Raw genomic sequence first — 16,563 nt, forward strand, 5'->3', positions numbered from 1 at the left:
CTGTGGACATATAGACGTCTAAACGTCATCCAAGGATTGAATTTAGTTGGTGGCATGACTTGCCACAGGGAGAGTAAGATGGGATACACACACGCAGGTCATATTGATGCTTTAAACCAAAATATTGCCGAGCTATCGGATGATATTAATGTCTCTTTTGAGTTCTTCCCACCCAGCAGTGAGAAGATGGAAGAGACGCTATGGAATTCTGTTCATCGCCTGAAAACATTACAACCAAAGTTTGTCTCTGTAACTTATGGTGCGAATTCAGGGGAAAGAGATCGTACTCACTCGATCATTAAAGAAATTAAAGATCAAACCGGTCTTATTGCTGCCCCACACCTTACTTGTATTGATGCGAGTCGAGATGAGCTGATTCAAATCGCCGATGACTACTGGGCTAATGGGATTAAAAGTATTGTTGCTCTACGCGGCGATATTCCACCAGGCGGCGGTGCTCCTGACATGTACGCTTCTGATTTAGTTGAGTTACTTAAAGGTCGCCATGATTTTGATATCTCGGTAGCGGCATTTCCTGAAGTGCATCCTGAAGCAAAAAGTGCTCAGTCCGATCTGTTAAATTTAAAACGAAAAATAGATGCTGGTGCGAATAGAGCGATTACCCAATTCTTCTTTGATGTGGAAAGCTACTTGCGTTTTCGTGACCGTACTGTTGCTGCTGGTATTGATGTGGAAATTGTACCTGGGATTTTACCGGTATCGAACTTTAAGCAGGCATCGCGCTTTGCGGCAATGAATAATGTAAAAGTGCCTGGTTGGATGGCTCAGCAGTTTGAAGGGTTAGAAGATGATCCAACAACACGCCAATTGGTTGGAGCAAGCCAAGCGATTGATATGGTTAGAACATTGAGCCGTGAAGGGGTTAAAGATTTCCATTTTTACACCTTAAACCGTGCAGAAATGACTTACGCTTTATGTCATACACTGGGTGTTCGTCCAGAGTAATTTGCAGAAATATAAACAAAAAAAAGCTTATCTCATTGATAGAGATAAGCCTTTTTAGCCGCTATAATTATGTATTATTCAGCTTCAGAGTTTAGTTCTACTAATACTTCATCTGCCCACTCAATCCACGCCTGACGTAGCAATAGATTGCGACGTAATGTTAGACGCTCTAAACGAGCAAGGCGATCCAAAGTCGTTGGATTTGCATAGTAAGTTGCTTCAATTTCTTTGTAGTGACCAACAATTTTGCGAGACTCTTCAACAAGTTCTGCCAGTTGTTCACGGTAAGCGATTGATGGTTGTACTGCACACGCCATCAGTTTTGCTGAAAACTCATCGCGGACCGTTGGATGGGCTGTTGGTTGCTCAAACCATTCGCCTAATGCTTGACGACCAGCGTCTGTTATCGCATAAACTTTACGATCAGGTTTGCCTTCTTGTGGCTCTAAAGTGCAAGTAACTAGCTCATTAAGAGCCATTTTATTTAGCTCACGGTATACTTGTTGGTGGCTTGCTTTCCAAAAGTACCCAATGCTTGCTGAAAATTCTTTAGTAATATCGTAGCCAGTAGCATTACGGGTGCTAAGAACAGTTAGGATTACGTGTGGTAATGACATGTCTTCAATCCAATGGTTATAAACTGTTAACAAAAACTTGAACTGTATTTATGCTTTTAGTAGCACTTATTTTGAAGAGTTCTAAGTTAATCTAGCTCAGAATATGAAACTAGTAATGTCACCTTAAAAAGCCATTTATCACCTAAATCGATACCTTTACGGTATATTACTCTGTAGGGGCGGTTTTTATATTTATCGAGTGCTCCTTACAGGGATTGGTTATTATATCCAAATAATAAGCATTAGGTAGAATAATGATGAGTGGCAAGATAAAAAGAAGATAATATACCGAATTATTAACTATAACCAAAATAAAAGGTCGCACACGGCGACCTTTTTGGTTTTTATAACTAGCGATTTTGTTAGCCAGTATTGCGCATACCTGCAGCAATACCTGCAATTGTGACCATTAATGCTTCTTCTAGCTCGGCTGGTGGTGTTTCTGTCTGACGAGTTCGGTACAGAAGTTCAGCCTGTAACATGTTCAATGGCTCAACGTAGATATTACGCAAACGAATCGACTCGTGTCCCCAAGGGTCACTTTGCATTAAGTTTTCGTTGTTCTCTACATTCAAAACCGCTTTGATATCGCTTTGTAGTTGAGTACGTAAGCGTTCACCAAGGTGTTGTAATGATGGGTCAACTAAGCGTTGATCATAGTAGTGAGAAATATTGATATTACATTTAGTAAATACCATCTCAAGCATGCCTAAGCGAGTTGAGAAAAACGGCCATTCACGACACATATCTTCTAATAGCGCTTGATGCCCTTGCTCAACCGAGTGCTGAATGGCTTCTCCAGCACCTAACCATGCCGGTAATACCAGTCGGTTTTGACTCCATGAGAAGATCCATGGAATTGCTCGTAGACTTTCTACGCCGCCGTTTGGATTACGTTTTGCTGGGCGAGACCCCAGTGGTAGTTTACCTAATTCTAATTCAGGTGTTGCGCTACGGAAGTAAGGAACAAAGTCCTCTTCGCCGCGTACCACTTGACGGTATGCCTCACATGATACGTCAGATAAGATATCCATCTGATCACGCCAGTCTTGCTTTGGCTCTGGTGGTGGCAGTAAGTTCGCTTCTAGAATCGCACTTGCATAGAGGTTGAAGCTATTAACCGCAACGTCAGGCAGGCCAAGCTTAAAGCGGATCATTTCACCTTGTTCTGTTACACGTAGACCACCTTTTAAACTTTTTGGTGGCTGAGAAAGTAGTGCAGCATGAGCTGGAGCACCACCACGACCAACCGTACCCCCACGACCGTGGAATAGGGTCAATTCAACGCCTTCACCTTCAGCAACAGCAACAAGCGCTTCCATTGCTCGGTATTGAGCCCAACCTGCCGCCATAACACCAGCATCTTTTGCTGAGTCGGAGTAACCAATCATTACCATTTGATGGTTTTGAATAAATCCACGGTATAGATCAATCGACATTAATTGCTTAACAGCCGCTTCAGCATTGTTTAAATCTTCTAATGTTTCAAACAATGGACAAACGTCCATGCGGTATGGACAGCCCGATTCTTGTAGCAGTAAGTGCACAGCAAGAACATCAGAAGCAGTACGAGCCATTGAGATAACATAGGCACCGAAAGCTTCACGTGGTTGGTTTGCTACCACTTTACACGTATCTAACACCTCTTGAACTTCATGTGATGGCTGCCAATTACGTGGTAGTAGTGGTCTTTTCGAACTTAGTTCAGTGGTAAGGAAAGCGACTTTATCTTGCTCATTCCATTGCGCGTAGTCACCCATACCAAGGTGGCGCGTCAATTCAGATAGGACATCGCTGTGGCGAGTGCTTTCTTGACGAATATCCAAACGAACTAGGTGTACACCAAATGCTTTAATGCGACGTAGTGTATCCAGTAATGAACCATCAGCAATCACACCCATGCCACACTCGTGCAGAGATAGGTAACAAGCGTGCAGTGGCTGCCATAGCTCATCAACATGTTGTAAAATCGCTTTATTTGGCACATCTGTGCCATTAATGCGCGCTTCTAGTACTTCAATCGTGTCAGTAAGCAATGTACGTAGCGTTTTTACGATAGCGCGGTAAGGTTCGTGTTCTTCCCCAGCCAGCGTTCGAACTTGGTCATTACACTTAACCATCGATAGTTCACTAACTAGAACGCGTATATCTCCAAGGAAAAGATCAGCGGCTTTCCAGCGAGAAAGGAGCAAAACTTCTTCAGTGATTGAGTGAGTAACGAATGGGTTACCATCTCTATCACCGCCCATCCATGATGAGAAGTGCACTGGACGAGCATCGATAGGTAAACCTTCGCCTAGGTAACCTTTTAAGCGCTCATCAAATTCACGCAAGAACTCAGGCACCGCTTCCCATAATGAGTTTTCTACGACAGCAAAACCCCATTTTGCTTCATCAAGCGGGGTAGGGCGCTGCTGGCGGATGACATCGGAGTGCCAACTTTGTGCAATCAACTGCTCTAGGCGGCGTTCTGTTTTTTGGCGCTCTTTTGGTGATATTTCATTGAGCTCTAGTTTTGATAGGCATTTATTAGTCTGTACTAATTTATGGATCATAGTACGACGGGTAATCTCAGTAGGGTGCGCAGTGAGTACCAGCTCAATATTTAAATCGCGAATCGCTTGAGTTGCTTCTGCTTTACTGATTTCATGTTGACTCAGCTTTGAGAAAAGAACGCTGATTGAATCAGGTTCACAGACGTGTTCTTCACAGTGGCGAGAGATCGTATGGTACTGCTCTGCCATATTGGTCAGATTCAGGAACTGGTTAAATGCACGAGCAACAGGAGTCAATTGTTCGTTAGGTAAGCTCTTAATCTCTTCGATTAATTTATCACGATCCCCGCTGTTACCAGCTCGAGCGGATTTTGACAGCTTACGTATCGTTTCCACTTTCTCTAAGATAACGTCACCATGTGAATCTTGAATGGTGTTACCGAGCAAGCGTCCTAGCATGCTCACGTTACTTTTGAGTGCGGCGTATTTTTCGTTCATGGTCATCCTGCCTCGTAAATTTATTACATCCATTGTTCTGTGTAAGTACACAATTTAGCTAAACTTGACATATATAGTCAAATAAAGTGATTACTTTTGTAAGTAATATTCTTGAAATAGCTGATTGTCTTATATTTTACTCTATACAGTAAACACTCTGAAAATTTATTACAGAATGAAATAGATCAAAGAATAGAGCAAAAAGTCGTCTTTAGCCGTGTTTTTTTACTTTAGATTGCTCAAAAAGTTATCACTAAGTTACGCCTTAGACGACAGTTAACAATTATTCGTTCATAACTAGAAGCAATAGTTATAAATGGTTTTTGTTAAAATATTAATCGTGGGATCGATAAAATCTAAAGATAGGAACTCATCAGGCTGATGAGCTTGATCAATCGAGCCAGGTCCTAACACTAAGGTTGGGCATAGTTGCTGTAAAAAAGGCGCTTCAGTACAGTAATTGACGGTTGCTGATGGAGTTTCGCAAATACTTTCCACACCACCAATAAATGGATGCCCTTGTTCGCACTCATAGCCCGGTATTGGTTCATGCAAAGGGGTGATACTAATGCGACCTGGCCATTTTGCTTCCACTTCTTTCAGTGCGTCTTTTAGCATGTTGTCTAATCCATCTAAACTAATGCCAGGTAAAGGTCTCACATCATAGTGCAACTCACAGCAACCACAGATGCGATTAGCGCTATCGCCACCGTGAATGTGACCTAAATTTAGTGTTGGGCTAGGGATATTAAACCCAGGGTTGTGATAATGCTTAATTAACTTATCGCGCAGTTGCATCAAAGCAAACAGCACTTCATGCATAATTTCAATCGCATTAACCCCTAATGCTGGATCGGATGAGTGACCCGATTTCCCTGTAATGCGTACGGCATTAGCAACGTGTCCTTTGTGACCTCGAACGGGGACTAGGCTAGTTGGCTCACCAATGATGCAATAATCTGGTTTAAATGGTGCGGTTTCAGTGAAGTGACGTGCACCGAGCATCGTTGTTTCTTCATCGCAGGTTGCTAATACATAAAGTGGCTTAGTTTGCTTGCTCCAGTCTACATTTTTAACTGCAGCGTAGATGAAGGCAAAGAAACCTTTCATATCCGCTGTGCCTAAACCGTAAAATCGATTGTTCACTTCGGTGAGTTTGTGCGGATCGTAGCTCCAACGACCTTGATCAAAAGGAACAGTATCACTATGACCAGCCAGTAAGAGGCCGCCTTCCCCTGTTCCTTTTTTGGCAATAAGGTTATGTTTACCAGGTTCAACTTCAATGACTTCAATCTCAAAGCCTAAATCTTTAAACCAGGTTGCCATTTTCTCGATCACTTTAGCATTACCTTGATCCCAGCTTGGATCGGTTGAGCTGATTGATGAGGTTGAAATCAAACCTTCATAAACCTCAAGAAAACTTGGTAATTTCATATTATCTTCACTTCTACTGTTGACAGACAAACCATAAGGCGGTAAAACACATATTAAATCATTATTAATGAATAAAAAATCAAATAATGGCTTTTTTAAAAGATTAATAATCAAATTCACTTTGTGCTTTATCTTAAATGCTGTTGCTGTATTTATGCATTATTGACCTCAAACATGGATATATTGAGATGCTAAAAACGACGATTATTGGAGCAAGTGGTTATACCGGTGCAGAACTCGCATTGATGGTGACCAAACACCCAGAGCTCACGCTAGCAGGTTTATTTGTTTCCGCCAATAGTATTGATGCTGGTAAAGCAATGGCGACCTTACACGGAAAATTAGGTGGTTTGGTTGATATGGCAGTTCAACCACTGATTGATCCTGTTGCTGTCGCTAAGCAGTCCGATGTGGTTTTTTTAGCAACGGCTCATGAAGTTAGCCATGATCTTGCGCCAATATTCTTAGAAAACGGATGTCAGGTTTTTGATTTATCCGGCGCTTTTCGAGTAAAAGGTGAGAATTTCTATCAAGACTTTTATGGTTTTGAGCATCAGCATCCTAAATGGCTAGATTCAGCGGCTTATGGATTAGCCGAATGGAATGAACAAGCGATTTCAACAGCGCAGTTAGTTGCCGTTGCAGGTTGCTACCCAACGGCATCTCAGTTGGCGATTAAACCTTTAGTTGTTAACGGCTTGCTAGATGAAAATCAGTGGCCAGTCATTAATGCAACCAGCGGTGTAACCGGTGCTGGTCGTAAAGCTTCAATGGTTAACAGTTTCTGTGAAGTCAGCTTACAGCCTTATGGTGTTTTCAATCACCGTCATCAACCGGAAATTGCTTCTCATCTTGGTTGCGATGTTATTTTTACCCCTCATTTAGGTAACTTTAAGCGCGGCATTTTAGCGACCATCACAATGAAATTAGCACCTGGTGTTACGGCTGATCAAGTTGCTCAAGCGTTTGCTCAAGCTTATCACGATAAACCTGCGGTAAGAGTTCTCGCCGACAGACTGCCAAGAATTCAAGATGTAGAAAATACACCATTTTGCGATCTTGGCTGGAAGGTTGAAGGGGGTCATATCATTGTCATTTCTGCGATTGATAATTTACTAAAAGGTGCCTCAAGTCAGGCAATGCAGTGTTTAAATTTACGTTATGGCTTTTCTTCATTAACTTCGTTAGTCTAAGGTTTTGATATGAATGATAATTTACAGCCGTTAGTTATTAAGCTAGGTGGCGCAGCTTTATCTTGTACAGCGACATTAGGTCAACTTTTTAGCACATTATCGGCGTATCAAGAGCAGGCACAACGTTCAATTGTCATTGTTCATGGTGGTGGATACCTAGTTGATGATCTTATGGAAAAACTCAACCTGCCAACGGTAAAAAAAGCCGGTCTACGTGTGACACCTTATGATCAAATTCCTTTAATGGCAGGTGCTCTGGCTGGTACTGCAAATAAGTTATTGCAAGGGCAGGCGATTAAAAGTGGTTTGAATGCGGTAGGGCTAAGCCTTGCTGATGGTGGATTATGTCATGTCACTGAGTTAGATCCTGAACTGGGCGCTGTTGGTCATGCGACCCCTGGTGATTCATCTGTACTGCAGGCGATTTTAGCCGCGGGTGGATTACCGATCATTAGCTCTATCGGTCTAACCGCTCAAGGTCAGTTGATGAATGTTAATGCCGATCAAGCTGCTGTTGCTGTTGCTGGTGCACTCGATGCAGACTTAACTCTGTTATCTGATGTTAGTGGTGTACTTGATGGCAAAGGGCATTTAATTCCTAGCCTAACTCAACAGCAAGCCGATGAACTCATAGAGCATCAAGTGATTACTGATGGAATGATTGTAAAAGTACAGGCCGCACTCGATGCCGCTAATGATTTAGGTCGCACCGTTGAAGTTGCAACATGGCGTTATCCTGAAAAATTAGCGCAACTCTTTGCAGGTCAGAGTATTGGTACGCAATTTATTCCTCAGCAATAGAATTCGATTTTCGATTTATTCAATATTTTAACGTTAACATGGAAACACCCGAGGAACTGACCGCCAAGTGCAGGCCCGGGCTATAGGAGAAATACAATGAGCAAAGTTCAAGTTAAAAAAGTAGTTGTCGCTTATTCTGGCGGTCTTGATACATCGGTAATTATTCCGTGGCTAAAAGAAAACTATAATTGTGAAGTCGTTGCATTTGTTGCCGATGTTGGTCAAGGCGCTGAAGAGCTTGAAGGCATTGAAGAAAAAGCAAAAGCATCGGGTGCATCTGAGTGTTACGTTGCTGATTTAAAAGAAGAGATGGTTGCGGATTATATTTACCCAACGCTTAAAACCGGCGCGTATTATGAAGGTAAATACCTACTAGGCACATCAATGGCACGTCCTATTATTGCTAAAGCGCAAGTGGAAGTGGCACGTAAAGTTGGTGCTGATGCTTTATGTCATGGTTGTACTGGTAAAGGTAACGACCAAGTACGTTTTGAAGGTGCATTTGCAGCACTTGCTCCAGATTTGCACGTTATTGCACCTTGGCGTGAGTGGGATATTGTCAGCCGTGAAGAGTGTTTAGACTACTTAGCAGAACGTAATATTCCATGTACTGCTTCATTAACAAAAATTTATTCACGTGATGCTAATGCGTGGCATATCTCAACAGAAGGTGGCGTTTTAGAAGAGACGTGGAATGCACCGAATGAAGATTGCTGGGCATGGACCGTTGATCCTGAGCAAGCACCAAATGAATCTGAGACAGTAAGCATTAAAGTTGAAAAAGGTGAAATTGTTGCTGTTGATGGTGAGAATATGACTCCTTATAACGCGCTTGTTTACTTAAATGAGAAAGGGGCGAAACATGGTGTTGGTCGTATCGATATCGTTGAGAACCGTCTTGTTGGTATGAAGTCACGTGGTTGCTACGAAACTCCAGGTGGCACGATCATGATGGAAGCTCTGCGCGCTGTAGAGCAGCTGGTTCTTGATAAAGCTGCATTTGAATTCCGTGAAGAGCTGGGTGTAAAAGCCTCTCACCTTGTTTATGATGGTCGTTGGTTCACACCGCTTTGTAAGTCAATTTTTGCCGCAACAGAAGAGCTTGCTCAAGATGTTAACGGTGAAGTTGTCATTAAACTTTACAAAGGTCATGCCACAGTGACGCAGAAGCGTTCAGATAACAGCCTTTACTCTGAAGAGTTTGCAACGTTTGGTGAAGATGAAGTTTATGACCAAAGCCATGCAGAAGGCTTTATCCGTCTTTACTCACTTTCAAGCCGTATTCGTGCTCTAAATAGTCAGAAGTAACAGCTGTTTATCTCTATTTAAAAAATAATTTATGATTATCGAAGTCTATTTTGCTACTTTTATTATTAGCAAATGGGCTTCGATTTTTTGTATCTGATGCCTATTACTCTATCTATGTCTTTCTGTGCACTTTCTTTTATCGAATTAATTAGCTTTTTAAGTAATAGCCATGAATAAATATGTAAAAATAATGAATTAATACTTTATTTTTGCTGGGAATTGCCGTAACTTTAGTCATCAGAAAGAGATGGAATTTATAATCAAAATTAAGCGTAGCATTAGACAGTTAGTACTGAGCATTTAGGAGAGACACAATGGCATTATGGGGCGGGAGATTTACCCAAGCAGCAGACACGCGGTTCAAAGACTTTAACGATTCACTTCGTTTTGACTACCGATTGGCTGAGCAGGACATTGTTGGCTCAATTGCATGGTCAAAGGCACTGATGTCGGTTAACGTGCTAACTGAAGAAGAGCAGCAAAAACTTGAGCTAGCTTTAAATGAACTTAAGCTTGAGGTTATGGAAGACCCTGAACAGATTCTACGTTCAGATGCAGAAGATATCCATAGCTGGGTTGAACAGCAATTAATTAGTAAAGTCGGCGACTTAGGTAAAAAATTACACACTGGTCGTTCACGTAACGACCAAGTAGCAACGGATTTAAAGCTATGGTGTCGTCAACAAGGTAACCAGCTTCTTATCGCGCTAGATCGTTTGCAAGCGCAGATGGTTAATGTCGCTTCTCAGCATCAAGGTACGGTTTTACCTGGTTATACTCACCTGCAGCGTGCGCAACCTGTTACTTTTGCCCACTGGTGCCTTGCGTATGTGGAAATGCTTGAGCGTGACTACTCACGTTTAAGTGATGCGATCAATCGTCTAGATACTTGTCCTTTAGGGTCGGGTGCATTAGCTGGTACCGCTTACCCAATGGATCGTGAAGTACTTGCACACAACCTTGGTTTTCAGCGTGCGACTCGTAACTCACTAGATTCTGTTTCTGATCGTGATCATGTGATGGAATTAATGTCTATCGCATCTATCTCGATGTTGCATCTATCTCGCCTCGCTGAAGATATGATTTTCTATAATTCAGGTGAGTCAAACTTCATTGAATTAGCGGATACAGTCACGTCAGGTTCATCTCTGATGCCACAGAAAAAGAACCCTGATGCATTGGAGTTGATCCGTGGTAAAACAGGGCGTGTTTATGGCTCATTAGCAGCCATGATGATGACCGTTAAAGCCTTGCCACTGGCTTACAACAAAGATATGCAAGAAGACAAGGAAGGGCTGTTTGATGCGCTTGATACTTGGAATGATTGTATGGAAATGGCAGCACTATGTTTTGATGGCATCAAAGTGAATGGTGAGCGTACATTAGAAGCGGCGAAGCAAGGTTATGCGAATTCAACAGAATTAGCCGACTACTTAGTTGCGAAAGGGATCCCATTCCGTGAAGCTCACCATATCGTTGGTGTGGCTGTTGTGGCTGCTATTGCTAAAGGTTGCGCTTTAGAAGAGTTAACCATTGCAGAGTTAAAAGAATTCTCACCAGTTATTGAAGACGATGTTTATCAGATACTAACGATAGAGTCGTGTTTAGAAAAACGTTCGGCACTTGGTGGCGTTTCACCAAGCCAAGTGGCTTATGCTGTTGATCAAGCCGGCAAGCGTTTGGCACAAAGAGATACTTCAGCTGTGAAAGTGAGACCGGCTCGTTTAACCGATATTGAAGCGTTAGAAGGCATGGTGGCTTACTGGGCAAATATGGGTGAAAACCTACCTCGTTCTCGTAATGAGTTGGTGCGTGATATCGGTTCGTTTGCAGTTGCAGAGCATCATGGAGAGGTAACGGGTTGTGCTTCCCTTTATGTTTATGACTCAGGTTTAGCCGAAATTCGCTCTTTAGGGGTAGAGGCAGGCTGGCAAGGTCAAGGGCAAGGTAAGGCAATTGTTCAGCACTTAGTTGATAAAGCCCGCCAAATGGCAATTAAGAAAGTCTTCGTGTTAACTCGCACGCCAGAATTCTTTATGAAGCATGACTTTATACCAACATCAAAAACATTACTGCCAGAGAAAGTACTGAAAGATTGCGAACAGTGTCCTCGTCAACATGCATGTGATGAAGTGGCATTAGAGGTTAATCTGGTTGAGCAAGTTATTGTGAAAATGAATGTGGCTTAATCTAGTGCTAAAGAGTCAATAGATTTAATAAAAAGTACATATCAATTGGAACTCGTAAGGAAAAGCAAGGTCATAATAAGTACCACTGCTTTTTCTTAGAAATTCTAAGAAGGCCCCTGACCAAATTTGGTTTAGGGGCTTTTTTCTATCTGCACATCACTCAAGTCATTGACTTATTTTCTTCTTTCTTTATATCAATCATCAGTCAGTAATCACTCGTATAGCAATGCGTTTTTTCGTCAATTTTACCTTTTGGTCTACTATGTTCTATTTGCTATTAAGTGATTAAATATCATGAGTTTGAATGTAAAAGTAATCTTTTTTGTGTATGAGGTGGTGCGAGTATTTAGCCTATGGTGTTCCAATTCATTTCAAAGCTAAATAAGCAATTAGATCACGATGTTCTTTTTACTCCATTAAAAAAGGAAAGCGGTTAAGGCTTTCCTTTTTCGGTTTCTTTTTTAGTACTGGCTTGTAGTGAGCTTAGCAACCAGGACCACAATCAAGTGGTTGATTACTTCGCGAGATAGATATCTAACTCTTCGCTACCACCAATGTGCTTGCCGCCGATAAATATTTGTGGAACCGTCGTTTTTCCAGAGATTGCACGTAGGCTAACGGTTGTAGCATCTTTACCTAGTACAACTTCTTCATACTGTAGACCTTGGTCAATTAGAGCCTGTTTTGCTTTTGCACAAAATGGGCAGCCTGGTTTGCTAAATACAGTAATAGAAGCTTGCTCTTTATGGTCTGGTGCAAGGTAATTAAGCATTGTATCGGCATCAGAAACTTTAAACGGGTCACCTGGTTCATTTGGCTCGATAAACATTTTTTCTACCACGCCATTTTTAACCAGCATGCTGTAGCGCCATGAACGCTTACCAAAACCAATTTCATTTTTATCAACAAGAAAGCCCATGCCATCGGTAAAGTCGCCGTTACCATCAGGAATAAAAGTAATATTATCCGCTTCTTGATCCGCTTTCCAAGCATTCATCACAAAGGTGTCATTGACAGAAACACAAACAATTTCGTCTACACCATGCTCTTGGAATACTGAGAACAGCTCATTGTAACGAGGCAGATGGCTTGATGAACACGTTGGAGTGAAAGCACCAGGTAAGCTAAATACAATGACCGTTTTGTCCTTAAATAGCTCATCGGTTGTTACTGGTACCCAAGCATCACCTTGGCGAGTTGGAAAAGTAACTTGTGGAACTGCCTGACCTTCTTTAGATGTAAACATATTGATGTCCTTATATTTTTCAATTCAGTAATTAGGTTGAAACTTACATAACATTAACATAATGCAATGTGTTATTTTGTTTCGTTGAAGCCATTATTGAATATTTATTTCGATAGTTATAATCGTTTGGTGTTATCATTTCGATAGTTTTCACCTATTGATTGGTATTGTTTTTATTAGGATCTATTTATGAATATTCGTGATTTTGAGTATTTAGTTGCTTTAGCTGAGCACCAACATTTTCGTAAAGCTGCAGAGTCTTGTTTTGTTAGCCAGCCAACATTGAGTGGTCAAATAAAAAAACTAGAATCAGAAGTGGGAGTTAAATTAATAGAGCGCAACTCAAGGAAGGTTTTGTTCACGGAACCTGGTTTTGAATTAGTGGAACAGGCAAAAACGATTTTAAGAGAAGTTAAGACCTTTAAAGAGTTAGCTTCTCGTCAAGGTGATGAAATGTCGGGTCCGATGAACATTGGTTTTATTCCAACGGTAGGTCCGTACCTATTGCCTAAAATCATTCGCCAATTAAAAGAGCGCTTTCCTGATCTTGAGTTGTATTTACATGAAGCTCAAACCCATCAATTGGTAAAGCAGTTAGCAGAGGGTAAGTTAGATTGCTTAGTGCTCGCTTCAGTACCGGAAACGAGCCCCTTCAAAGAAATTGAAATTTATAACGAACCTTTGAGTGTTGCGGTTCCCTTTGATCATGAGTGGGCGAACTTAGAAGCTGTCGATATGTTGGACTTAAATGGTAAGACCGTACTCTCGCTAGGTGATGGGCACTGTTTGCGCGATCATGCACTCGGCTTTTGTTTTGCCGCGGGAGCAAAAGATGATGAACGTTTTAAAGCAACAAGCCTAGAGACGTTAAGGAATATGGTCGCAGCAGGTGCTGGTATTACGTTATTACCACAATTGGCTTTACCACAAGAAAAACAAAAGGATGGGGTGTGTTATTTACAAGCACGTAATCCAACACCATCGAGAAAGTTAGTATTAGCTTATCGACCTGGCTCACCGTTGAAAAAACGCTTCGAGCAACTGTCGGATGCCATCACATCCATTCTTCAGTAAGGGGAGTAAGGCTGAGGTATAAAGCAGAAGTGTGAGTTATTAAAGTTATAAAAAAGCCGACCTTGCTCTTTTTAGTTCAAATGCTATAAGAGAAAGATCGGCTTAATTTTTTCAGCTAGTTATTGTTCATAGTACTTAGTGAATTAGAACAGCTCTTCACCATCGTCTGATGATGAATAAACACTATCACCTAATCCATCGGACTGATATTGAGTTGGCTCTGTGCCTTTTTCAAAATACTCAAACATAGTTGATGAATCTGACTTGTTGGTGAGCAACCCGGTTTCACGGTCAATTCTCACACGGACAATATTCTCTGGCAGTGACTTTGCTTGAGCAGGAGTTTGATTCAAAGCGACATCCATAAAACTCACCCAAGCAGGTAATGCTGTTTTAGCACCGGATTCACCACCTGTAATTGGGTTTTTATCTAAGTTACTGTTGGCTGTCGTTGAGCCTAGAGTGCGACTATGGTTATCAAAACCAACCCATGATGTGGCAACTAAGCCAGGCGCAAAACCATTATACCAAGCATCTTTAGAGTCATTGGTTGTTCCTGTCTTTCCACCAATATCACGGCGATTGAGTTTTTGTGCTCGCCAACCTGTTCCGTTCCAACCTGTACCTTGACCCCAGTTACCGCCGCCCCATACGTTGCTATACATCATTTCACGTACTAAGAAGGCATTTTCAGCAGAGATAACTTGTGGTGCATAGTGATGGCTCGTTTCACCGATATCTTGCTCTTGGAATTCATTGGCAAGCACATCATGCTCACAATCACCTTTACAGATTAAGCTTGGTTGAGCTTGATATTCTATTTCACCATATGGCGTTTCGATGTGCTCAATAAAGTATGGTTCGACAAAATAGCCGCCATTAGCAAATACCGAGTAGCCTTGTGCCATTTGGATTGGCGTTAAGCTACCAGCACCAAGCGCAATGGTTTCAGAGCGTGGTACTTGTGAAATTTCAAAGCCAAAACGTGTTAAGAAGTTACGAGAATCATTTAAACCGACACTGCGTAATACGCGAACAGCCATAACGTTCTTTGACTGAGCTAAACCAATGCGTAAGCGGGTTGGACCTGTGTATGTTGGTGGTGAATTTTTTGGTCTCCACGCAGTTCCTTGGCTTTTATCCCATTGGTTGATTGGGGCGTCATTGATTAAAGAGGCTAAGGTTAACCCTTTATCAATCGCAGCGGAGTAAATAAATGGCTTAATACTTGAGCCAACCTGGCGAACTGATTGTGTCGCTCGGTTAAACTTATTATGTACAAAGTTAAAGCCACCAACCATAGAAACAACGGCACCATCATCTGGATTCATGGCAACAAAAGCCGTATTAGCTGCAGGGACTTGGCTAAGTTGCCATGTTGCAATGTGTTCCGCTTCGTCTGATGTTGCTTCTTGTTCAGTGGTTGACTCCTGACGTCTCACCCAAACTTGCTCACCAGCAGTAAGTACGTCTGTTGCCGCTTTTGGCACTGACCCTTGGCGTTTATCAGTACGGTACTCGCGAGCCCAACGAATGCCATCCCAGTTAATCGTATGCTCACCTTGGTTTTTAATCCATACCGTTGCACTTGTTGAGTCAACATTGGTGACAATCGCAGGGCTTAGTTTGCCGTAAATTGGCTCTCTTCTCAGGTGCTGAACCATTGCATCTTGTGATAAAGGTTGAGCATTCTCTTGCCATACGACTTTCTCAGCACCGCGATAGCCATGACGTTCATCGTAAGCGAGTAAGTTATTAATTGCGGCATCATTAGCGGCATTTTGTAGGCGAGAATCAATACTAGTGTAAACCTTCATACCTGAGGTATAGGCATCATCACCGTAACGCTCAACCATCCAAGCTCTTGCCACTTCAGCGACATAAGGTGCACTTAACTCAATTTCAGCCCCATGATAATTTGAAATAAGTGTCTGTGCGCGAGCTTCGTCATATTGCTGCTGAGTGATGTAGTTTTCATCCAGCATACGAATCAGTACCACATTGCGGCGATGAGTTGCTCGTGGCAATGAGTAAATTGGATTCACGGTTGACGGTGCTTTTGGTAAGCCGGCAATAAGAGCAAGTTCACTAAGATCTAACTCTGCTAAATCTTTACCAAAATAGGTTTGAGCAGCAGCACCAACACCGTATGAGCGATGACCTAAGTAGATTTTGTTTAAATACAGCTCAAGGATCTCATCTTTCGTCAGCAAGTTCTCGATATGAACAGCAATAAAGATCTCTTTTACCTTACGCATGATTTTCTTTTCATTAGTTAAAAAGAAATTACGCGCTAGCTGTTGAGTAATGGTACTTGCGCCTTGTTTAGCACTTCCAGATGCTACGACAGTAACGGCTGCTCGTGCAATGCCGATAGGATCAAAGCCAAAATGTTGGTAATAGCGGCTGTCTTCGGTCGCGATGATCGCATTAAGTAGATCTTGCGGCATATCCTCTAGTTTTACCGGTATACGCTTTTTTTCACCAAACTGAGAAATGAGTTTCCCATCGCGGCTATAGATCTGCATTGGCGTTTGTAACTCAACATCTCGCAATGTTGCGACGTCGGGTAGCTCTGACTCAACATACTTGTAGAAGCCAAAAATGGTGCCAGCTCCCATTATTATGCAAATCAATGCCAACATGAGTAGTCGTTTTATGAACTTCACTAGAAAATTCCTGATTGTTTAAGGCGAATAAACAACAAAGTCTGTATTTAAGGTAAGCACCTTGTTACGAAAT

11 protein-coding genes are annotated in these 16,563 nt (G+C 42.0%); 6 read left to right on the top strand and 5 right to left on the bottom strand.

Annotated features, from left to right (window positions below; genetic code table 11):
- The first annotated feature begins 78 nt into the window (after nt 1-78).
- The gene (metF, locus tag BCU68_RS02520; protein ID WP_102563235.1) at nt 79-966 is read left to right on the top strand and encodes a methylenetetrahydrofolate reductase; all 888 of its coding nucleotides are present in this window, start codon (nt 79-81) and stop codon (nt 964-966) included.
- 74 nt (nt 967-1,040) lie between these two features.
- Here the strand turns inward: metF and BCU68_RS02525 are convergent, their stop codons facing one another.
- The 3 genes from BCU68_RS02525 to argE form a co-directional block, all read right to left on the bottom strand.
- Nucleotides 1,041-1,583: a PadR family transcriptional regulator gene (locus tag BCU68_RS02525; protein ID WP_102563236.1), complete on the bottom strand. Its 543-nt coding sequence runs from the start codon at nt 1,581-1,583 to the stop codon at nt 1,041-1,043.
- A gap of 362 nt (nt 1,584-1,945) precedes the next feature.
- Nucleotides 1,946-4,576 (bottom strand): phosphoenolpyruvate carboxylase, encoded by a 2,631-nt coding sequence (ppc, locus tag BCU68_RS02530; protein WP_102563281.1) that lies wholly within the window; start codon nt 4,574-4,576, stop codon nt 1,946-1,948.
- A gap of 297 nt (nt 4,577-4,873) precedes the next feature.
- On the bottom strand, nt 4,874-6,010 hold the full coding sequence (gene argE, locus BCU68_RS02535; protein WP_102563282.1) for an acetylornithine deacetylase: 1,137 nt from the start codon (nt 6,008-6,010) through the stop codon (nt 4,874-4,876).
- A gap of 188 nt (nt 6,011-6,198) precedes the next feature.
- On the opposite strand from argE, the gene argC reads away from it, so the two are divergent.
- From argC to argH, 4 genes are all read left to right on the top strand, one after another.
- Nucleotides 6,199-7,203 (top strand): N-acetyl-gamma-glutamyl-phosphate reductase, encoded by a 1,005-nt coding sequence (gene argC, locus BCU68_RS02540; protein WP_102563237.1) that lies wholly within the window; start codon nt 6,199-6,201, stop codon nt 7,201-7,203.
- A 9-nt stretch (nt 7,204-7,212) separates the two neighbouring features.
- Nucleotides 7,213-8,004, top strand: coding sequence for an acetylglutamate kinase (argB, locus tag BCU68_RS02545; protein WP_102563238.1), 792 nt, complete (start codon nt 7,213-7,215; stop codon nt 8,002-8,004).
- Nucleotides 8,005-8,100: 96 nt separating this feature from the next.
- Nucleotides 8,101-9,312 (top strand): argininosuccinate synthase, encoded by a 1,212-nt coding sequence (locus tag BCU68_RS02550; RefSeq protein WP_102563239.1) that lies wholly within the window; start codon nt 8,101-8,103, stop codon nt 9,310-9,312.
- A gap of 314 nt (nt 9,313-9,626) precedes the next feature.
- Nucleotides 9,627-11,501 carry an argininosuccinate lyase gene (argH, locus tag BCU68_RS02555; RefSeq protein WP_102563240.1) on the top strand — a complete coding sequence of 625 codons (1,875 nt, stop codon included), beginning with the start codon at nt 9,627-9,629 and terminating at the stop codon, nt 11,499-11,501.
- Between the two features lie 514 nt (nt 11,502-12,015).
- On the opposite strand, the gene BCU68_RS02560 is transcribed toward argH, so the two are convergent.
- Nucleotides 12,016-12,747 (bottom strand): glutathione peroxidase, encoded by a 732-nt coding sequence (locus BCU68_RS02560; protein WP_102563241.1) that lies wholly within the window; start codon nt 12,745-12,747, stop codon nt 12,016-12,018.
- Between the two features lie 189 nt (nt 12,748-12,936).
- Between BCU68_RS02560 and oxyR the strand changes: the two genes are divergently transcribed.
- Nucleotides 12,937-13,821: a DNA-binding transcriptional regulator OxyR gene (gene oxyR, locus BCU68_RS02565; protein ID WP_102563242.1), complete on the top strand. Its 885-nt coding sequence runs from the start codon at nt 12,937-12,939 to the stop codon at nt 13,819-13,821.
- 143 nt (nt 13,822-13,964) lie between these two features.
- Here the strand turns inward: oxyR and BCU68_RS02570 are convergent, their stop codons facing one another.
- Nucleotides 13,965-16,490 (bottom strand): PBP1A family penicillin-binding protein, encoded by a 2,526-nt coding sequence (locus BCU68_RS02570; protein WP_102563243.1) that lies wholly within the window; start codon nt 16,488-16,490, stop codon nt 13,965-13,967.
- Between the last annotated feature and the right edge of the window lie 73 nt (nt 16,491-16,563).

The sequence above is a fragment of the Vibrio sp. 10N.286.49.B3 genome (assembly GCF_002873395.1).
Taxonomy (GTDB): domain Bacteria; phylum Pseudomonadota; class Gammaproteobacteria; order Enterobacterales; family Vibrionaceae; genus Vibrio.